Origin of the sequence: Bacillus marinisedimentorum, from assembly GCF_001644195.2 — a bacterium.
Taxonomy (GTDB): Bacteria; Bacillota; Bacilli; order Bacillales; family Bacillaceae_O; genus Bacillus_BL; species Bacillus_BL marinisedimentorum.
The window spans coordinates 32,424-52,265 of record NZ_LWBL02000048.1; the positions used below are offsets into that span (position 1 = coordinate 32,424).

Here is a 19,842-nt window from a genome sequence, read left to right on the forward strand (position 1 = left end):
AATCAATGGCATTTCTGCTGCTATTAAGATAAAATAAAAGGTTGTATGGAAGATTGATAACGGCAGTAAGAATCGGCCGTGAAAGCACATAGATTAAAAGAGTGAGAAACGGAACGGGGGATATAGTGTGAAAAAAGGAATTGTCCATCATGAAGTGGGAGAGCAAGTCGATGTTTATTTGCTGATCAAGTCATCTGTTAAAAGTGTTGCAAGCAACGGGAAGCCTTTTTTGACCCTGATTTTTCAAGACAAATCAGGTGAAATCGAAGCTAAATTGTGGGATGCTTCCACAGAAGATGAACAGCATTATGCCGCTGAACAAATTGTGAAGGTAATCGGAGATATTACAAACTACCGCGGACGGAATCAGCTGAAAATCAGGAACATCCGCCCTGCTCATCCGAATGAGCAGGTCAAGCATGAGGACTTTATCGAAACGGCTCCTGTTTCGAAAGAAGAAATGCATGAACGGATCACGCGCTACATTTTTGAAATGAAAAATCCGAATATCCAGCGGATCACACGGCATCTTTTGAAGAAGCACCAGGAAGCGTTTTTCGATTTTCCTGCTGCGACGAAAAACCATCACGAGTTTGTATCAGGACTTGCATACCATGTAGTTTCGATGCTGGATCTTGCAAAGGCGATCGGAAATTTATATCCATCACTTGATACCGATTTACTGTATGCGGGTATCATTCTTCATGATCTTGGCAAAGTTACTGAGCTTTCAGGCCCGGTGGCCGCTTCTTATACAAAAGAAGGGATATTGCTTGGCCATATCAGCATCATGGTGAACGAAATCGGGAAAGCCTCCGAGGAACTTGCGATTGAGGGAGAAGAAGTGACGATATTGCAGCATCTCGTTCTCAGCCATCACGGCAAAGCGGAATGGGGCAGTCCGAAACCGCCAATGATCAAAGAAGCGGAGATTCTGCATTATATCGATAATCTTGATGCGAAAATGAATATGCTGGACCGGGCGCTTGATAAAGCCAAGCCGGGTGAATTTACAGAGCGGGTGTTTGCGCTGGAAAACCGTTCGTTTTATAAACCCACGTTCCATAACTGATGGATCAGGGGACGGCCTGTATTTAAAGAAGAATAGAGGGACTTTTGATGAAATGGAAAGATTGGGACCGGAACTTGAAGATTCGGCTCGTCGGTGAAGGGCTAATGAATGTCTTGTTCTGGACATTCTTCCCTTTCATGGCGATTTACTTTGCTGACACCCTTGGCAAAATGACAGCGGGGATGCTGCTGATCGGCTCACAGGTTGTGGCGGTGTTTGCAAACCTGTTTGGAGGGTATGCAGCAGACAGGTTTGGACGCAAGAAAATGATGGCCGCATCGGCGTTTGGACAGGGAATCGCCTTCGTGATGTTTGCTTACGCGAATTCACCTTGGTATCAGTCGGCACTTGTCACATTCCTGGCGTTTACTGCCCTGGGTGTTTTCGGTTCTTTGTATTGGCCTGCAAGCCACGCCATGGTGGCTGATGTTGTTCCGGAAGAACACAGAAGCTCCGTCTTTGCCGTTTTTTATACCGCAATCAACATCGCTGTAGTATTCGGACCGGTATTAGGCGGGTACTTTTTCTTTGAGCACAGATTCGGACTGCTTGTTGCCGCGGCTTTGATCAGCTTCGGGATGTTCGCAGTCCTGCAACGTTTTTTGAGGGAAACGATTCCTGATGCAGGGAACAGGCCAATGATGAAGAACAATCAGAATGTGAATTGGCACCAGGCTCTTTTATCGCAGTTGGAGGATTACCGGGTGATTTTGTATGACCGTACGTTTTTAATGTTCATTGCGGCGGGCATTCTCGTTGCCCAGACGTTCATGCAGATGGATTTATTGATGGCGGTATACACGAACGAAGTGATTGGAAAACAGACGCTGTTTGCACTAGGCGGATGGGAACTGACAATAACAGGTGAAAAGGCGTTCAGCTTGATCATTGCTGAAAATGGCCTCCTTGTCGCTCTTTTTACAGTCATTGTGACCAGGTGGATTGCAAAATACCCGGAACACAGGGTATTCGTTGCATCCTCGCTTACATATGCCGCCGCCATTTTATTATTCGGCAGCACCGGCAATGTATGGGTGCTATTTGCGGCAATGGCCGTATTTACGGCAGCTGAATTGATGGTTGTGGGCATACAGGAAAGCTTTATTGCAAAATTGGCTCCAGAGGCGATGCGCGGGCAATATTTTGCCGCCGCCTCATTGCGCTTTACAATTGGACGGACGATTGCTCCGATTTCCATCCCGCTGACATTATGGGTCGGATACGGGTGGACATTCGCTATCCTGAGCCTGCTTGCTGTACTGGCTGCCGTTTTATATTACAGCATGTTCAAACGGATGAAGGCAGTTGGAAATGGAAGTACGCCTGAACCTGCAGAAACGGCATAAAGAAATGAACACCGAAGCGCATATTTCCATCTTTTCAGCCATATGTATGTAGCAATAAGGCTTGTCTGAAAGGAGTGGGGAGATGCTGCTGCCCTGGTGGATTTATCTAGTATTAGCCGGAATAGCAGGGAGTGCATTCATGCTGATAAAAACGTTGATAAGTGAAAAGAAAATGGAGCAATATTACATTGAAAAAGAGGGAAGGGTCTACCTCGACCGGATCAAGGAAGAAAAGGAAAGGAGAAAGGAGCGAAGCAGGCATCATCAGCCGGGGTGACGGTATGCAAGCGGTGCCCTGCAGCTCGAAATCTAAATATATTGGAGCAGCCATGATTCTATCGGTCTCAAAGAAAAAAATCCTGCCTTGCCGGCAGGATTTTTCTTTACCGCGTCTATTTGTATCGTGTTATTGTGCAGGTGGCTGTTCTTGAGCAGGAGCATCCATCAAGCCTTTAAAATCATCTTCTTTTATATCAATTTCTGCGTCATCGATAATTTTTTGGACTGCGTTTGGATCAGCTTTCTGCTGGGCAAGTGTTGCTTTGATTTCGTCTTTCATTTCTTCATAAGGCTTTACTTCTTCTTCAGCCGGCTTCTTGTCTGTCACTTTGATCACATGGTAGCCAAACTGGCTTTTTACCGGTTCGCTTACCTCTCCGACTTCCAGGCTGTATGCTTTGCTTTCAAACTCGGGAACCATGTCTCCAGGCCCGAAGTAACCGAGATCTCCGCCGTTCTGGGCTGAAGGATCCTGTGAGTACTCTTTTGCAAGTTCTTCAAATTTAGCGCCGCCCTGGATCTTTTCATAAACCTCGTTAGCGGTATTCTCGTCTTCAACAAGGATGTGGCTTGCTTTCACCTGGGTTTTCATCTTTTCGTAATAATCCTTCATTTCTTCCTCGCTGATGTCTACAGATGCTTCCATCGCTTTTTCCCGCAGAATACCGGAGCGGATGTCCTTTTTGAATGCCTCTTCATCAGGATAGCCATACTGCTGCAGCACCATATCGAATTGTTCGCCGTACTGGTTCTTCAGCTCATCCAGACGCTGCTGGACTTCTTCCTCTTTGACGTCGAACTTCTCTTCTAGAATTTTATTTTCAACCATTTCTCTTAAGACCCGGTCACCGACACGTTCTTTCATCTGTTCATATAAATCCTGCTCTGTCACATTGCCGGCGGTTGTTTCCACAAGTACTTTAGAATTGCTTTCCCCGCCATCGCCGCTGCATGCTGTTACTGCGAAGATACTTGCTGCAGCTGTGATGGAAATGAGTACTTTTTTCATAATCTACACTCCTAAAAAAGTTGTTTTTTCTCTTTGCAGTATGTCCAAAATTCACAATAACTACTATAACATACGGGAGGCAAAGATTAACAGTATTTTTCATTTTCTTCAGGCCTATACTCAACAAAATTTCCGGAACCTAGACGAATGACTATACACTTCGGGAGCCGGTGCCATAGGATATGGTGAACCTTATAAAGGAGGGTGAAAAAATGAGTGGTGGATATGGATACGGCGGCGGTTTCGCTTTGATCGTAGTATTGTTCATTCTCTTGATCATTGTGGGAGCTGCGTGGGTTTACTAATTTAAGCCCAAGTCTGAAGATGAAGGGCGAAAGCCTAATCGCAGGTTAATGAATTTGCATACAATGAAACAACGTTAGAAGAAGGAGGTGTCGTCATGAGTGGAGGTTACGGATACGGCGGCGGTTTCGCCTTGATCGTAGTATTGTTCATCTTGCTGATTATCGTAGGTGCAGCATGGTGGGGATACTAAAATAGACAAAGCGGAAATACCTTTTAAGCGCTGAACGTCAGTAGCTAAGAAGGTCAAAAAAGAGGCTGAACCCTTTGACGGGCAGCCTCTTTTTAATGAACATGTATGGAAGGGTATAGCATGGCGGAAAGCCGGAATCAATCCGGCAGATGCTGTTTATCGTCAAGTGAATAAAATTTCAATATAAGAGGAGATCAGAAGAATGGTAATCAGGACATTGATTGTCCGGAAAATCTGCGGATGCTTTTCTTCCGGGATTTCACGCTGGGTAACCAGGTTGTTTGTCAGGTTATTGAATGTATATAAAATGAAGAGGGCAAACGGAATATATAAAATAAGCATGGGATCACTCCATTACATAATCTATGATACTAATATGGCATGAAAAAGAGATGAAAGCAAACGAAGAGATAGTTATCTATCATTATAACGTTTTTCAGTGAAAACGAACATGCCTAATAAGAAAAGAGCATCCGTTGTCTGGATGCTCTTTGCTGTTTTTACCGCGCCTTCAGTTGGTTGTTGATCAAAATATCATAGCCGCCGTCAAAATCCTGGACGTAGCAATGTTTCGGAGCCCGGAAAAACTGCGACAGAAAGATAAAGTCAGTTACACTAAGGCCGATATTGGCTGCAGCTGCAATGACAAAGTAATGCATATACTCCGGCATAGCCACGCTCAGTGAGATCGTAATTGCTGTAATCACGATTGCCGGTGATAAGGTAGCCAGGATAAAGAGATTGCGGGGCATCGATTGGCAATACCGAAACTGCAGCACTGGAAGCAAACCTTTCCGGCGCTTGATCCTAAATTGGACTTTTTTTCCTGTGAGCCACAGAGGCACTACGTGCAGCAGTTTGTGCACAGGCGAAATGAGCAGAAGCCCCGCAGCAAACCATACAAAGCGATCCGCGTGCAGCGTTCCTGATGGATGGATAATGCTGAACGACAGATAAAGGAAAATAAATGTAAAAAGCATCGCAAACATTGATATAATAAGGATACGAAATGATCCATACTCTCTCGTTAAATGAACGGATTTCCAGCAGTTCATGACATTCACCACTTTCAGTTCCTTTATCGTTACTCAAATAATTTACGATGTTTTATAATAGAAATCAATAGTTTTCGAGAAAATATTTAAGGAATTTTCACGATCTCTACAGATCGTTCACATTACTACTATATAAGAATAGAAAGGAAATTCATATGGAGTCACTGGAAGAACGGCTGCGAAAGCTTGAATATCATCAGCGCCTTTTATTGGACATGGTCGAGCCCAATACGCATCCTTTTGACAAGCTGGTTATTAGGAAAGGCCTTTCTGAAGAAGAAGTTGCGGAAACCCTGGCACTTTGTGGAAAGCTGAATGAGGAATATGAGCGGCAGATCGAAGAAGGGTATGTTTCGTTCACAAAGCTCCTTACCCAGTTTGTCGGCATGCTGCATCCAGGCCTGGAAGCGGTGGAAACGATTGAATCTCTTTATTATCAAGGTATATACAGGAAATTAATGAGCCGATTAAAAGAAGAAGCGGCTAATATCAGAGATTAGCCGTCAAGTTTTCTTCGTTTTCATTTTTTTCTTCAACCAGTAAACTTCGGGATTTTTCGATAAACTCCTCATTGATATTTTCAAATGATTTCTCAAAGATTGTCATGAAGTCTTCCCCGTAAATATTGCGGACAATGCACATAACTTCAAGCATTTCAGGAAATTTACCATAAAGGTTCCGTAAAGGAAGCGCCCCGCTGTGTACGTCATTTTCCTTTGGATTGTAACTTTCCATCGTCCTGAGCAGCAGTTTTTCCCCATCATCCGTCAGTTCTACATAAGTATTACGTTTGTCATTCTGCTTTTTGGAGAAAGTAAGGTAGCCTCGTTCTTCAAGCTTTTTAGAGAAGTTGAAAGCTGTCGAAACATGCATAACCCCGAACTTGGAAATCTCAGAAATGGAAGCGCCTTTCAAGTGGTAAGCAATCCAAAGAATATGATGTTCATTAATATTCAAATCAAATGGTTTGATCCATTGCTGCCAGTCTTTCTCAATCGCTTTCCAGAGGGCTTTGCTCAGCTGGGCAACCCGCTGGCTGAATATAAGCGCCTCTACCATTTCACGTGTGTTGTCGTTTTCTTTCATTCTCTTTTTCACCTGCCTTCATATAAAAGTATTCAACGTAGAGATAGTGATTACCTTTATTATGCCAATAAATCATTCAAGAATAAAGTTCAAATTATTAGAAAAATAAAATAGCGGGTCTTTGTAATCATTTTGTCATATTTGTAATATGATACCCCCGTTAAACGCTATAATGGAGCCGAATGGTTATAAGGAAAACATTAGTGAGGGAGGAAAAAGCATGAAAGGGAAGAAAATTGCGTACAAGTTAATGACAGCGGGGGTCATTTCCGGCTTAGTTTTTAGTGCAGGGGGCCCGGCATTCGCTGAAGGCGATGATCAGGTTTCAGATCTGGAAACGGTAACAGTGGAAGAAAATGACGCTGAAAATTCCGAAGAAGTGCCTGCTGAAACAGGTGAAGAAGTGACAGAAGAAACCTCTGGTGAAGAAACAGCAGAAGAAGAGCCTACATATGAAGATGAGGCAGAAGCAGAAGAAGAAACGACATACGAAGAAGCTTCGGAAGAAGGCGCTGAAGAAGAAACAGAAACCGAAGAGGACAGCAGCGCTGAGGAAGCATCCGCAGGTGTTACACCTGAAAGCGCTCTTTATTTTTTTGATAAACTTTTTGAGAAAGTCGAACTTTTCTTCACGTTCAATGAAGAGGAAAAAGCTCTTCTGCTTACATCCATTACAGAAGAAAGAATGGCTGAGCTGCAATCACTGAAAGAAAAAGCGGATGCAGGTGACATTGACCAGGAGGAATGGGAAGCTTTAATGGAAGCTGTAGTAACGGACTATACAACAAAGCTTGAAGAAGTATCCGCTTCCATTGAAGAAATGTTTGCAGGGCTGTCGGAGGAAGAAAAGGAAGAGATTGATGGACTGGTAGAGCAGCTTGAAGAACTGACGGACGTTGATGAAGAATTGCTGGAAGAAGATGAGCAATTAAAAGAAGAAATTGAAAAAGCAATGATCACTGCAAATGTGGTCAAAGGACTTGACCCTGAAAAGGTTCTTGAATTGCGTGAACTTGGCCTGGGTTATGGCCAGATTTCGCATATTTTTGCACTTGCTGACGCTTCCGGCAAAGAAATTGATGAAGTGGCAGCAATGGTGACAGAAGGCGGCATGGGATTCGGAGAAATCGCACAAGCGCTTAACCTGCACCCTTCTGAAATGAACGCTGTGAAAAAAGGGTATGAAAAGCGTGCCGAACGAATGGAAAAGAAGGCCGAAAAACTTCTCGCTAAGTATGAGAAAGCACTGGCAAAGGGCGATGAAGAAGAAGCCGAAAAACTTATGATGAAACTGGAAGCGCTGGGCGTCTCTCTTGATGAAGAAGAGCCGTCAGAGGTTGTTTCCGATGACACAGAAGAAACAGTTCCTGCCGACGGTGAGGAGCTTAATGAAGAAGCTTATGCAGCTGAAGACGCAGAAGAAGAAATACAAGCTTCTGCATCTGAAATGACAGCAGCCAAAGAGGTACAAGAAGTTGAAGAAGATGAAGAAAAACAAAGAAAAGCCGAAGAAAAGAAAGCCGAGGCATTGAAAAAAGCCGAAGAAAAGAAAGCCGAGGCATTGAAAAAAGCTGAAGAAAAGAAAGCCGAGGCGTTGAAGAAGGCGGAAGAAAAGAAAGCCGAAGCTCTGAAAAAAGCTGAAGAAAAGAAAGCTGAAGCTTTGAAAAAAGCCGAAGAAAAAAGAGCAAAAGCTGAGAAGAAAGATAAAGGAAAAGATAACGGTAAAGACAACTGAAAAGAAAGCTGATTAAAAAATCCCCCGGCAAAATTTGCCGGGGGATTATATCGTTTCGGAAACAAACATAATCGGGGGAAGAACCAGAGTTCTTGAGTAGGCACAAAGAGCTAATCAGGTTTCTGGGAGATGTTATGCGCTTGAAAAAACGAGCACATTTCCATTTTTTACAATAACCAACAATAAAGACAAGAAAGATTAAGAATTTTTCAATAATTACACGATAATTACAGGAAGTAAACAAATATTAAGGATATATGTCCGAATTTGGAGGAATTTGAAGAATGGCCCTTGCTCAGTTTGTACAATAAAATCTGTATGTACTTTATGAAAAATTATCAAAGAATATTCGGTTTGTTTTATTCGTAGTTTATAAGATATAGTAAGATAGCAGGATCATGGGAAAATTACAAAGTAAAACAAAGGGTGTGAGATCATGCCTAAGATTGCAGTTGAAAATCTTACAAAGGTATTCGGAAAGAATCCGAAAGCAGCGGTTAAGCTGCTTAACGAAAATAAGACAAAAGACCAAATTTTGAAAGAAACTGGTATGACAGTCGGCGTAAACCAGGCTTCTTTTGAAGTGGAAGCAGGTGAAATCTTTGTCATTATGGGACTGTCAGGGAGCGGTAAATCAACACTGGTGCGCCTGTTGAACCGTTTGATTGAACCGACAGCCGGAAGCATCTACATAGATGATGAAGACCTATCTTCCATGAATAAACAACAGCTTCGTGAGGTCCGCAGAAAAAAGATGAGCATGGTTTTCCAGAAGTTCGCTTTATTCCCGCACCGTACGATTTTAGAGAATGCGGAATACGGCCTGGAAGTGCAGGGAGTGGAGAAAGCGGACCGCCGAGAAAAAGCGACGCAGTCACTCGAAATGGTAGGTCTTGGAGGGTATATGGATAAGTACCCGAATGAGTTGTCCGGCGGTATGCAGCAGCGTGTCGGCCTGGCGCGGGCGCTTGCCAATGATCCGGATGTTCTCTTGATGGATGAAGCCTTTTCAGCACTTGATCCCCTCATTCGGAAAGAAATGCAAGATGAGCTTCTTGACTTGCAGGAAACGATGCAAAAAACAATTATTTTCATTACCCATGATCTGGATGAAGCGCTCAGAATCGGCGATCGGATTGCACTGATGAAGGACGGGGCGATTGTACAGGTCGGTTCCCCTGAGGAAATTTTGATGAATCCGGCTAATGACTATGTTGAAAGATTCGTAGAGGACGTCGACCGTTCCAAAGTGTTTACGGCCCAGCACGTCATGAAACGTCCGGAAACAATCGATGTTGATAAGCACGGCCCGCGGGTGGCACTGCAGCGCATGAGGGATGAGGGGATTTCCAGCATCTATGCAGTGAACCGGAAAAAGGAACTGTTCGGTTTTGTTACGGCTGATAAAGCTTCTGCTGCCGTAAAAGAAGGCGAAAAAGATATCAGGGCGATCCTTGAGACAGATGTTCCAAAGGTTTCACTTGATACGCCGCTAAATGAACTATTTGATATCATCCATGATACTCCAGTACCGATAGCGGTTGTTGAAGGGGAAATTCTAAAAGGCATTGTCGTAAGGGGATCCGTTCTCGCGGTTCTGGCTGGAAATGAGGTGAACGGATATGAATGAATTGTTTCCGAAAATCCCACTCGATATATGGATCGACAACCTGGTTGAATGGCTTGTGGATAACGCGACCTGGTTTTTTGATCCGGTAAAAGACTCGCTCGATTGGTTCGTGGATTGGCTGAGCATGACCTTGCTGCTTGTGCCGTCCTGGCTCTTCATTGTCGTGGTTGCGGCAGCAAGCTTCTTTTTGGCAAGGCGCAAAATCGGCCTTCCGATTTTTGTCCTGCTCGGATTATTCCTGATTGATAATCTCGGATACTGGGAAGCTACCATCCTGACGCTGTCACTTGTTTTGACTGCCAGTTTGATATCCGTCGTAATCGGAATTCCGATCGGCATCTGGATGGCGAGAAGCAAAGTTGTTGAAAGCATTATTACGCCAGTTCTGGACTTTATGCAGACGATGCCTGCATTTGTATACTTGATCCCTGCGGTCTCTTTCTTTGGAATCGGGATGGTGCCGGGGATCATCGCATCTGTCATTTTCGCAATGCCGCCGACAGTAAGGTTTACAAACCTGGGAATCAGGCAAGTATCTCCTGAATTGATTGAAGCGGCAGATGCATTCGGTTCCACTGGCAATCAGAAACTGTACAAAGTGCAGCTTCCGATGGCCAAGAAAACGATCATGGCCGGCATCAATCAGACCATCATGCTTGCACTATCCATGGTCGTCATCGCCTCTATGATCGGAGCGAAAGGGCTTGGTGTTGAAGTCTACAGATCCATTACACGCAATGAGCCTGGACAGGGTTTTGAATCAGGGCTCGCTATTGTTATTCTGGCCATTGTGCTGGACCGGATTTCACAAAACCTGAACAGGCAAAAATTTGATCAGTAGCATTAACGACGGCTTTTGGCGTACATTGTTTGAAGGGTCCCGCGGGTGTTCCACGGGCCTTCTTATATAAAATATTAAATTTATAAAAGGGAGATTGATTACAATGCCAAAATTGAATTGGAAAAAGCTTGGTCTAACGGCAGGCTTATCCTTATCTCTGATCGTTGCAGGCTGCGGCGGCGGAGAAGAAGAGGCGGAAAACAACAAGAATGGCGGTTCAGAAGGCGGCGAAAGCGCGTCAGTTGCAGAACAGCTTGATCATACGATAACTGGCATCGATGCCGGTGCAGGTGTCATGCAGGCTGCTGAAGATGCAATAGAGAAGTATGGACTCGACAGCTATGAGTTGCAGGCAAGTTCCTCAGCTGCAATGACCCAGGCTCTGACTGACGCCATCGAAGCTGAAGAGGCGATTGTCGTAACAGGCTGGACACCGCACTGGAAATTCTCAAAGTACGACCTTAAGTATCTTGATGATCCGGAAGGCGTTTTTGGCGGGGAAGAAAAGATCCATACGATTGCCCGCAAAGGCCTGGAAGGAGATATGCCGAATGCGTATAAAATCCTTGACCAGTTCAATTGGGAAACAAGTGACATGGAAAGCGTAATGCTTGAAGTGAATGAAGGAGCCGATCCTGAAGAAGCGGCTGCCAACTGGATCAAAGAAAATGAAGAGAAGGTTGCAGAATGGACTGAAGGCGCAGAGGAAGTTGACGGGAAAGAAATCAGCCTTGCTTATGTAGCCTGGGATTCAGAAATTGCCTCCACAAACTTGATTGCAACAGTTCTTGAAGACATGGGCTTTAAAGTGGATATGACTCAGGTCGAAGCAGCGCCGATGTGGGCAGCAGTTGCCAACGGTGATGCTGATGCGATTGTCGCTGCCTGGCTTCCGGGCACACATGCCGCTTACATGGAAGATTACGAAGCGGATGTGGAAGACCTTGGGCCGAACCTTGAAGGTGCGAAAGTCGGACTTGTCGTTCCGTCTTATATGGAAATCGACTCCATTGAAGATTTGAAAGCAGAAGAATAATAGAAAAAAGCCGGGGCAACCCGGCTTTTTGTTATGGCTGTCGCTGAAAATAAATTGACTAACTTCTTCATACTCATTTTCAATTAGCGAATGTCCCTGTTATAAACTGCCGGCTTTTCACGGACGGCCTATCGGGCCCTATTGGAGCCTTTGGTAAAAGGAATAATAACCATGAAACTCGGTTAAAAAAGACAACCGAAACAGTCGTCCCGATAACCGGGTGCTTGCAGTAGTTCGTTTTTTATTTTGATGAAGCAGCTTTTTCGAGGTCATCCATCGACTGCTCGATTTTCTGCAGCTCATCCTGTATTTTTTTCTGATGAGGTTCGATTTCTTTTTTCCACTGTTCAATGGATTTTTTCAAGTCATCCGAAAAGTCTTTTATGATGACAGCGCTTTCTTTTGAAGTCTGTTCCACTTGCTCTTTGATGGCTATGCCGCTCCTTTTAATGTCAGAAAACGTATCTTTCACGTTGCCGCTGCACTTCTGGATATTCCTACGGAGTTCTTTGCCCGACTGTGGTGCTGTGAATAAAATTGCAGCCCCTGCTGTTACACCCCCGACAACAACGCCAGCCATCAATGACTTTAATTGTCCCATTTGTTGTCCCTCCCAACCAAATATGATACCCTATACCATTATTATAAATATTCTGCCTTCTTACGTCATTCCTTTTCTTTAGAAGAAAGATAAAAAGACGTTTTAATAATTGGAAACCGGGGAAAAGTAATCGAGTTTAGAGCTGAATATTTTATACATACACTATTTGTACATTTCATAGTATTAAAGGAAAGGGGACCGGAAAAATGGCAGGAATCCTTTTCTGTTTACTGATTATAGGTATACTGTCTGTCTATGCAGCCTTTAACTATTTTAAGGTGGGAATCAACAGAAATGCGCCGGAAACAAAAAGGGCGGCCGCAAAAGGAAATGCTGTGCGCTTTTTAATTCTTGGCCTCATCAGTACAGCGGCTGCATGCATCTTTTTATTTTTTTCTTTGTAAATGAAGGCTCTGTTAAACGCTAGTGTTGATTTCCGCTACAGGTACTCGCTTTTACCAGATGACAAACTAAAAGCAGCAAAAAAAGGACCCGGGCTTCAGCCTCCGGGTCCTTTCGGTGTTTCAATTGTTATACCGCACTGCAAATCGCCCCTTAACAGATGCAGCTGCCGGATAAACCAAAAACATGAGTCCGCTGTTTAATGCGGCGGCCGGCAATACGACTGCTAAAAAGAGCGGCGTGAATGTCGCTCCGCCAGGGAGTCCGACAATCAGCAGTGCAGATAAAAGGAAAATCGATCCGCTTATTAACGTTCCTGCAAGCGCCAGGACGATGGATGTCACCGCAGGGCGATTTTCCATCAGTTTCTTTACTGCAAGGAACAACAGATAAAATATGAATGCCGTAAAAAACTTATCTATGATATTTGGCAGCTGTCCGCCTGGAAACCCTGTTGTCATAGCTGACAGGAATCCGGTGACCGCCCCGGCAAGCAGAACGTTCTTAACCCCTGGAAACAGCATTATTGCCAAAAACATCATCGTAAGCAGCATATCCGGCTTCATGCCAAGGAAAAACGGCGGCATGACCGCATGCAGTACAGCACCCATTCCAATCAAAAGCGCAATCGACACAAGTTCTCTCATTTTCATTTCCTCATCTCTCCTCTTCTCATACTAATCTGGTATCCCTCCAACAATGCACTATTGCCTGCTGCGAGGGTAAAGGTATTATATCACTTCAGTAATTGAAAGGGAACCGTTAATGCGAAATTTTCTGACAAAGTCATTGATGCCGGCGCTGAAATCCGACCATGAAATCACTCAGCGCTTCACAGGCTTCCATACTGACAGCATTATATGCGGAAGCGCGGCAGCCTCCGATTGATCGATGGCCGTTTAGCCCGCTGAATCCAAGTTCTTTCGCTTCTTGCAGAAATGCTTCAGTCAGTGTTTCATCTGGAAGGGTAAAGGTGATATTCATTAAGGAACGGCTGTTTTTATCGGCATGCCCGGTGTAAAAACCGCTGCTTCCATCAATGGCATCATAAATCATCGCCGATTTTTTCCGGTTTGTCTGTTCGACTCCGGCCAATCCGCCGTTTCGCTTGATCCATTTAAGGATAAGATTCATCATATAAATAGAAAATGTCGGCGGGGTATTATATAGAGATTTCTTTTCAGCATGCGTGCGGTAGTCGAGCATCGTCGGCAGGCCGTCAGGGATATCCTCAAGCAATTCTTTTTTTAGGATGACGACTGTCACTCCGGATGGACCCATGTTTTTTTGGGCGCCGGCATAAATGAGCGAAAACCGCTCGACAGGGAGTTCCCTGCTGAGTATATCACTGGACATATCCGCAAACAGCGGTGTTTTTCCGGTATCGGGAATATCCTGCCATTGCGTTCCGTAAATTGTATTGTTTGTCGTGAGATGTACATATGCGGCATCATGAGGAATAGAAAGCTGCGGGTCGGGGATAGCCCGGTATCCGCCTTCCTTGCCGCTCGCAATGACAGCTGTTTCACCAGCAAGTTTTGCTTCTTTGAGGGCTTTTTCGGACCATGATCCAGTCAGTGCGTAAGCACCCAGTTTTCCCGCTTTCAGGAAGTTCATTGGGAGCATGGCGAACTGCGTGCTGGCCCCGCCCTGCAGAAAAAGGATGTCATACTCATCCGGCAGGCGGTAATGTTCTCTGAGCAAGGCTTTCGTTTCTTCGTGGACCGCTTCATATGCTTTGCTGCGATGGCTCAGTTCCATGACGGACATTCCTGTTCCCTGGAAATCAAGCAGTTCTTCCTGGGCCTGTGTCAAAACTTCTGCCGGCAGTGCAGCGGGTCCTGCGTTAAAATTGTAAGCGCGTTTCATCGATTGACATTCCTTTCTTCAAAGAATTGCTTTATCATGATAAAGCAGAAGGTTTTCTATATCGTATCATGAAATAATGATATGGACTATAATGTTTTTTAATATTTGGCTCTGTTAAACGCTAGTGTTGATTTCCGTTGCAGGTACTCGCTTTCACCCAAGGGCACAAGTGCGACATCTGTTCCTGCTTCCCTTCGGTCGCACTCGCAGTGTCTTCTTTGCCGCGGGGCGGGCGCTGAGCCTCCTCGTCGCTGGCGCTCCTGCGGGGTCTCAGCTATCCCGCTAGTCCCGCAGGAGTCTCGCACCTTCCACTCCAATCAACCAGTATAAAAAATCAACATGGAACTTTAACATAGCCTAATATTTAAAAATGTCTGTAAAAAATGAAAGGAGTTTTAAGTTTGTACCGCAACAATAAACCAGTTCATCTCAGCCCTTATGATCATCCTGACATCTATCCCGGACCTCGGCCTTCTTCTTCTTTTGTTTTTCACCATGGCCAGGCTCACCGCCTCGAGCTGGAAAAGGGAAAACCGCTTGAAAAGTCGACGATCCATCTTTCTGCAAATAACGAAATTGCCGGGACGCTCGTCACTGCCGGTTTTGAACAGGCGGAGCTTGCTGCCTTTCTTGACAGGTATAATTTTCCCCATCTGGATGACCGTGTACCGGTTGTGGCTTACGGATCCAATGTGTGCCTGGCCCAGCTGCAGTATAAATTTTCACTGGATCCGAGCCTGAATGATCCGTTTATTGCCGTACGCAGCACCATTACCGATTCAGATATTGTATACGGAAGTTTTCTGGCCCCGTATGGAGCAATGCCGGCAGTTATCGCTCCGGTAAAAGGGGCCGAGATTGAAGTGTGGGTGACGCTTGTTGACCGAAACCAGCTGGAACTCGTGAACAGGACAGAAGCTTCATACGAGCTCAGAAAGCATAAAGGCGGAAAGGTTGTCCTTGAAAACGGACAGATATTCGATACCCTTTATGCATACTATTATCCGAAGGCGCTTAAATGGGACGGCACCATGACCAGATATAAAGATATTCCGGGCAATTCACCGCTCCCCTCCGTATGGGAAGCAGATATGATTAACCGGCTCAAAGATGAAATGAAATTCAACGGCACACGTGAAGAATTCATTCATTCACTTCGCTGGGACATCGATTTCAAATTCAGGGTCAATGAATTGCTGCAGCAATCAGAAGAAAATTTCGTTCATCCTGACTGGGAAACATCCGGAGAACTTCTCACCATGTACAGCATCGGAAGCACGTTCAAAAAGGAATGAAGTATTCTGCTGTCTGGTGATTGCCTGGCAATTGCCAGGCAATCCATTCAGGCGGGATAACAAAAAACGGCCGGGAAGGCCGTTTTGTTTGCCATACAGGAAATATAAATTGTCAGCAAGGGAAGTATTTCGATGCAGCGGCTAACGTCATAGGCGGTGATCCCCTCCGGAAGGAAAGACCGCCTTCCTGCGGGTGCTCCCGCTTATGCGCACGCCGCTAAGCGGGCGCCTTGCGCTTTTCTAATATGTAGCTTATTCAATCCCGTCTGCGATTGTCCGGGCGATTTCCTGCAGTTTTTCTGGCGTATACGCACTGTTATTTGTTTCCCATACCGCACCGAAGCCGTCGCCTTTTCCGTAACGCGGGAGCAGGTGGATGTGGAAGTGGAAGACGGATTGGCCGGCGGGTTCTTCGTTGTTGTTCAAGACATTCAAGCCAATCGGCTCATATTGTTTTTTAATCGCATCCGCAATTTTAGGGACCGCTGCGAACACATTTGCGGCAACTTCCGGCGGGAGCTCATACACATCTTTGTGGTGTTCTTTTGGAATAACGAGCGTATGGCCTTTTGTCACCTGAGAGATGTCAAGAAATGAAAAAACATGTTCATCTTCATAAACTTTGGCGGATGGGATTTCTCCATCGATGATTTTACAGAAAATACAATCAGGCATTTTTTTCATCCTTTCAGAAAGTCCTTTTCTTTTCATGTTAGCGGGTTGGCACCCGGAGTTCAACTTTAGTCCTTTACTTTTTTTGGTCAAATATGTTGTTGATGGAAAAATCCAAAAGCGGGCTTAACATGGGGTGAGTACTTTATATGGAAAAAGAAAAGGCAGGATGCGGATGCATCCTGCCTTGTGGGGGAAGAAGAGAAGAACACAGGTCCGTTTTCAGGTCTCTGCAAAAGCAGCACCTTTAAAATGACCTCAGCTTACGTTGCCTTTAACAGACACCTCATTTCATCTTTTGCAAAATGATATGGGTCAATCAGACTGAACTGTCTTTCAGAGACACCTCATTTCCTAGTTTGAAAACCGGAATGGTTAATGGGTCATCACATTGTTCAATGCGATCATCTCCATTTCTCTTTAAGCAGCAGTGACAGAAGTAAGTGATTTGGTTCTTGCTCCCCTTCGAACCTTAATTTGCCCTGCCTGCTGGATGTTATTCATTTTATTAAGATAAATTCATCAGGCTGGCCTGCAGGTACTCACGAAAAACTGAATATGAAAGCGGAAGCGGTCTCGAGCGACCCGGCGTGCAGTGCTTTCCAACCGTATGATGATGTTAACTTGCCGGGAATTTGATAAACTGAAACTGATGACAGGTTACAGAAAGAAGGGTGTTTATGGGCGATTTACTATCGATTAACGGGATAACGGGCGGCTACTCCAAAAAGGCAGTCCTCCACGATGTCCGTTTTGATGTGAACAGGAATGATATAGTTGGATTGATCGGCTTGAATGGCGCCGGAAAAAGTACTACCATCAAACATATCATCGGGTTGATGGAACCGAGAAGCGGAACTGTCACAATTGACGGCGAAACGTTTAAGGAAAATCCGGATGAATACCGGTCCCATTATACATACATACCGGAAACGCCGATTTTATATGATGAATTAACATTGCAGGAACATCTCGAATTGACGGCAATGGCATACGGATTGGATAAGAAAGTGTTTGAAGAACGGCTTCCGAACTTATTGAAAGAATTCAGAATGGAGAAGAAATTAAAGTGGTTTCCTGTCCATTTTTCAAAAGGGATGCGGCAAAAGGTGATGATCATGTGCGCCTTCCTCGTCCAGCCTGCTTTATATATTGTTGATGAACCGTTTGTCGGTCTCGATCCGGTCGGGATTCAATCTTTCCTTGATTTGATGGTCAAAATGAAAAATGAAGGAGCAGGGGTGCTGATGTCCACCCACATCCTTTCAACAGCGGAAAAATACTGTGACCGGTTCGTCATTCTCCATGAAGGAAAGGTGCGGGCCAATGGAACACTTTCAGAATTGCGTACCCAATTTAATATGCCGCAGGCATCTCTTGATGATATTTACCTGCAGCTGACAAAGGAAGATGAAAATGAATGAAATCGACCAGTTATGGAGAAAGCGCCTGGAATCATTCTTTTCTGAAACGAAGCGTTACGGCCGCTATATCCTGAACGACCATATTAAGTTTGTACTTATTTTCGGACTTGGTGCTGGCGCCTTTTATTATCAAAAATGGCTGGCGGGAATTTCACCTGATTTTCCGTCTGCTATCTTCGCAGCCATACTAATCGGGCTTCTCCTGACGTACAGTCCGATTTTCACTTTTTTGAAAGAACCGGATCTTGTCTTTCTGCTTCCGCTTGAGACACGGCTGCGCGGTTTTTTTCAAAAATCCGTCCTGTTCAGTTACTCGCTGCAAGTATACCTGCTCATTTTTGTTCTCGCCGCCCTTGCCCCCCTTTATTTCCGAACAGCTGAAATAACAGGAGGGCAATATGCGCTATATGGGCTCATTTTGTTAATCGCTAAAGGATGGAACCAATTGCTTGCATGGTATCTTTATTATGTTCGGGACCCGATGATGCGTCTTGGGGAAAAGACGATTCGGACGGCTATTAACGTTGTGTTCGTTTACCTGCTTTTCTCACAGGCCCCGTGGATTTATATTATGATTATGATTATTTTGATGGCTGGTTTTCTGTTATATGAAGATTTTTCGGCCCGGCAAAAGCATACGCTGAAATGGGATTTGCTTGTGGAAGCCGAAAATCACCGGATGGCACGGTTTTATCGTCTTGCCAATCTGTTTACAGACGTACCAGGCATGTCCAATAGGGTGAAACCGAGGAAATGGCTCAACGGGGTTGCAGCCAGCGTGCCGTATTCTAAAGAAACAGCATACCGTTATTTGTATATACGGTCGTTCATCAGGACCGGAGAATACCTGGGTATTTACTTCCGGTTGGCGGTAATCGGGTTCATCGCCGTTTTTGCGGTTCCATACACGGTTGGGAAAGGGATTGCATTTCTTGTATTTCTGGCACTGACCGCTTTCCAGATCAGACCGCTATGGCGGCATCATGCAGCGAAAATCTGGCTTGACCTTTATCCTATACAGGAAACGTTCAGGAGAAAATCTTTCCTAACCCTTTTGTTCCAGCTGCTCACACTCGAAAGTGTGCTGATCGCACCGGCTGCTTTTATGACGCTGCCGTGGGTGTCAGCTGCTGTCCTCCTGATTCTCGGACTTCTATTCAGCTACCTGTTTGTGTATCAATATACGGAAAAGCGGATTTCCATGTAACCATATTGGAGGCGGAATATCAAAAATGGATGCTTACGAACAAAAAGCCTTCGATGAACTGAAGAGATGGCAGCGCCGGCTGGAAAAAAGGCCTTCGATGCTGGGCCGCATGTCAAAGCAAGTACAAAATACCGTGAATGATAACATTCCTGAAAGAGTGCACGAAGCGGTCACCCGTGCCGTCAAAAGCATGGTTGAGGCTGTGCTGGCCGGGTCGGATATCATCGGCAGGCCCTCTTCTTCAATTCCCGGCAGTCTGGAAGGAAAGGAAGAGCTGATCCGCAGCCGCCTGGCATTTTACCGGAAAACTGCGGCAGCGGAAGGCGCGGGTACAGGATTTGGCGGAATTGTCCTCGGTGTCGCCGATTTCCCGCTTTTATTAATGCTTAAAATGAAATTTTTATTTGAAACTGCTGAAATCCACGGGTATGACACAAAGCGATATGAAGAACGGATATACCTTTTATATTTGTTTCAGCTGACATTTTCGGGCAGCAGCCATCAGCGCGAAACATTTAAGCGGATCGTAAACTGGGAGAAAGAGAAAAGGGGTTTGCTGTCAATCGATTGGAAGGCATTCCAGCAGGAATACCGGGATTATATTGACGTGGCCAAAATGCTCCAGCTCCTGCCGGTTGTCGGTGCAGCGGCAGGGGCGGCAGCCAACTACAGGCTCCTCGGCCAACTTGGCGAAACAGCACTGAACGGATACAGGATGAGGTATTTTACCGGAAAGGCCGGTGAATAGGTGTTTCGACTAATTGCCTGGCAATTGCCAGGCAATTTA

The 19,842-nt window shown here is 45.1% G+C and carries 22 protein-coding genes; 14 read left to right on the plus strand and 8 right to left on the minus strand.

Going from position 1 to position 19,842, the window contains the following annotated elements:
* The first annotated feature begins 127 nt into the window (after nt 1–127).
* The 3 genes from yhaM (at nt 128) to A4U59_RS14470 (ending at nt 2,695) form a co-directional block, all read left to right on the plus strand.
* Nucleotides 128–1,072, plus strand: coding sequence for a 3'-5' exoribonuclease YhaM (gene yhaM, locus A4U59_RS14460; protein WP_066174238.1), 945 nt, complete (start codon nt 128–130; stop codon nt 1,070–1,072).
* A 47-nt stretch (nt 1,073–1,119) separates the two neighbouring features.
* On the plus strand, nt 1,120–2,418 hold the full coding sequence (locus A4U59_RS14465) for an MDR family MFS transporter (protein ID WP_066174240.1): 1,299 nt from the start codon (nt 1,120–1,122) through the stop codon (nt 2,416–2,418).
* Between the two features lie 82 nt (nt 2,419–2,500).
* Entirely contained in the window at nt 2,501–2,695 is a 195-nt protein-coding gene (locus A4U59_RS14470; protein ID WP_066174243.1) for a sporulation YhaL family protein, read from the plus strand.
* A gap of 129 nt (nt 2,696–2,824) precedes the next feature.
* Here A4U59_RS14470 and A4U59_RS14475 read toward each other — a convergent pair whose 3' ends face one another.
* Nucleotides 2,825–3,706, minus strand: coding sequence for a peptidylprolyl isomerase (locus A4U59_RS14475; protein ID WP_066174245.1), 882 nt, complete (start codon nt 3,704–3,706; stop codon nt 2,825–2,827).
* 182 nt (nt 3,707–3,888) lie between these two features.
* On the opposite strand from A4U59_RS14475, the gene A4U59_RS14480 reads away from it, so the two are divergent.
* Both A4U59_RS14480 and A4U59_RS14485 read left to right on the plus strand, forming a co-directional pair.
* Entirely contained in the window at nt 3,889–4,011 is a 123-nt protein-coding gene (locus tag A4U59_RS14480; RefSeq protein ID WP_425388909.1) for a YjcZ family sporulation protein, read from the plus strand.
* 95 nt (nt 4,012–4,106) lie between these two features.
* The gene (locus tag A4U59_RS14485; protein ID WP_066174252.1) at nt 4,107–4,202 is read left to right on the plus strand and encodes a YjcZ family sporulation protein; all 96 of its coding nucleotides are present in this window, start codon (nt 4,107–4,109) and stop codon (nt 4,200–4,202) included.
* 162 nt (nt 4,203–4,364) lie between these two features.
* Here A4U59_RS14485 and A4U59_RS14490 read toward each other — a convergent pair whose 3' ends face one another.
* Nucleotides 4,365–4,544 carry a hypothetical protein gene (locus A4U59_RS14490; protein WP_066174255.1) on the minus strand — a complete coding sequence of 60 codons (180 nt, stop codon included), beginning with the start codon at nt 4,542–4,544 and terminating at the stop codon, nt 4,365–4,367.
* A 158-nt stretch (nt 4,545–4,702) separates the two neighbouring features.
* Nucleotides 4,703–5,191 (minus strand): DUF3267 domain-containing protein, encoded by a 489-nt coding sequence (locus A4U59_RS14495; RefSeq protein ID WP_169823970.1) that lies wholly within the window; start codon nt 5,189–5,191, stop codon nt 4,703–4,705.
* A 221-nt stretch (nt 5,192–5,412) separates the two neighbouring features.
* Here A4U59_RS14495 and A4U59_RS14500 point away from each other — a divergent pair, with 221 nt between their 5' ends.
* Nucleotides 5,413–5,757, plus strand: a complete 345-nt coding sequence (locus tag A4U59_RS14500) for a DUF1878 family protein (RefSeq protein ID WP_066174261.1) — start codon at nt 5,413–5,415, stop codon at nt 5,755–5,757.
* On the opposite strand, the gene A4U59_RS14505 is transcribed toward A4U59_RS14500, so the two are convergent.
* Complete coding sequence (locus A4U59_RS14505) at nt 5,747–6,343, minus strand: HTH-type transcriptional regulator Hpr (RefSeq protein ID WP_066174264.1); 597 nt, start codon at nt 6,341–6,343, stop codon at nt 5,747–5,749. The genes A4U59_RS14500 and A4U59_RS14505 overlap by 11 nt on opposite strands.
* 220 nt (nt 6,344–6,563) lie before the next feature.
* Between A4U59_RS14505 and A4U59_RS21420 the strand changes: the two genes are divergently transcribed.
* The 4 genes from A4U59_RS21420 to A4U59_RS14525 all read left to right on the plus strand — a co-directional run bounded on the left by A4U59_RS21420 (nt 6,564) and on the right by A4U59_RS14525 (nt 11,585).
* Nucleotides 6,564–8,078 (plus strand): DUF5667 domain-containing protein, encoded by a 1,515-nt coding sequence (locus A4U59_RS21420; RefSeq protein ID WP_066174267.1) that lies wholly within the window; start codon nt 6,564–6,566, stop codon nt 8,076–8,078.
* A 436-nt stretch (nt 8,079–8,514) separates the two neighbouring features.
* A complete protein-coding gene (locus A4U59_RS14515) occupies nt 8,515–9,708 on the plus strand; it encodes a quaternary amine ABC transporter ATP-binding protein (protein WP_066174272.1) in 1,194 nt (397 codons plus the stop codon).
* Complete coding sequence (locus A4U59_RS14520) at nt 9,701–10,549, plus strand: ABC transporter permease (RefSeq protein ID WP_066174275.1); 849 nt, start codon at nt 9,701–9,703, stop codon at nt 10,547–10,549. Before A4U59_RS14515 ends, A4U59_RS14520 begins: the two co-directional genes overlap by 8 nt.
* Nucleotides 10,550–10,652: 103 nt before the next feature.
* Nucleotides 10,653–11,585, plus strand: coding sequence for a glycine betaine ABC transporter substrate-binding protein (locus A4U59_RS14525; RefSeq protein WP_066174278.1), 933 nt, complete (start codon nt 10,653–10,655; stop codon nt 11,583–11,585).
* Nucleotides 11,586–11,826: 241 nt separating this feature from the next.
* Here A4U59_RS14525 and A4U59_RS14530 read toward each other — a convergent pair whose 3' ends face one another.
* From A4U59_RS14530 to serC, 3 genes are all read right to left on the minus strand, one after another.
* Nucleotides 11,827–12,186 carry a YtxH domain-containing protein gene (locus A4U59_RS14530; RefSeq protein WP_066174281.1) on the minus strand — a complete coding sequence of 120 codons (360 nt, stop codon included), beginning with the start codon at nt 12,184–12,186 and terminating at the stop codon, nt 11,827–11,829.
* A gap of 524 nt (nt 12,187–12,710) precedes the next feature.
* Entirely contained in the window at nt 12,711–13,241 is a 531-nt protein-coding gene (locus A4U59_RS14540) for a tryptophan transporter (protein WP_066174287.1), read from the minus strand.
* Between the two features lie 133 nt (nt 13,242–13,374).
* Entirely contained in the window at nt 13,375–14,457 is a 1,083-nt protein-coding gene (gene serC / locus A4U59_RS14545) for a 3-phosphoserine/phosphohydroxythreonine transaminase (protein ID WP_066174290.1), read from the minus strand.
* Nucleotides 14,458–14,858: 401 nt separating this feature from the next.
* Between serC and A4U59_RS14550 the strand changes: the two genes are divergently transcribed.
* Nucleotides 14,859–15,752 (plus strand): hypothetical protein, encoded by an 894-nt coding sequence (locus A4U59_RS14550; RefSeq protein ID WP_066174295.1) that lies wholly within the window; start codon nt 14,859–14,861, stop codon nt 15,750–15,752.
* Nucleotides 15,753–16,004: 252 nt separating this feature from the next.
* On the opposite strand, the gene A4U59_RS14555 is transcribed toward A4U59_RS14550, so the two are convergent.
* Nucleotides 16,005–16,427 carry an HIT family protein gene (locus A4U59_RS14555; RefSeq protein WP_066174318.1) on the minus strand — a complete coding sequence of 141 codons (423 nt, stop codon included), beginning with the start codon at nt 16,425–16,427 and terminating at the stop codon, nt 16,005–16,007.
* A gap of 677 nt (nt 16,428–17,104) precedes the next feature.
* Between A4U59_RS14555 and A4U59_RS14560 the strand changes: the two genes are divergently transcribed.
* Genes A4U59_RS14560 through A4U59_RS14570 form a run of 3 tightly spaced genes read left to right on the plus strand, consistent with a single transcriptional unit; the run spans nt 17,105 to nt 19,803 of the window.
* Nucleotides 17,105–17,848, plus strand: coding sequence for an ABC transporter ATP-binding protein (locus tag A4U59_RS14560; protein WP_066174297.1), 744 nt, complete (start codon nt 17,105–17,107; stop codon nt 17,846–17,848).
* A complete protein-coding gene (locus A4U59_RS14565) occupies nt 17,841–19,055 on the plus strand; it encodes an ABC transporter permease (protein ID WP_066174300.1) in 1,215 nt (404 codons plus the stop codon). The genes A4U59_RS14560 and A4U59_RS14565 overlap by 8 nt, the downstream gene beginning before the upstream one ends.
* Nucleotides 19,056–19,080: 25 nt before the next feature.
* On the plus strand, nt 19,081–19,803 hold the full coding sequence (locus A4U59_RS14570; RefSeq protein WP_066174304.1) for an EcsC family protein: 723 nt from the start codon (nt 19,081–19,083) through the stop codon (nt 19,801–19,803).
* Nucleotides 19,804–19,842 lie beyond the last annotated feature (39 nt).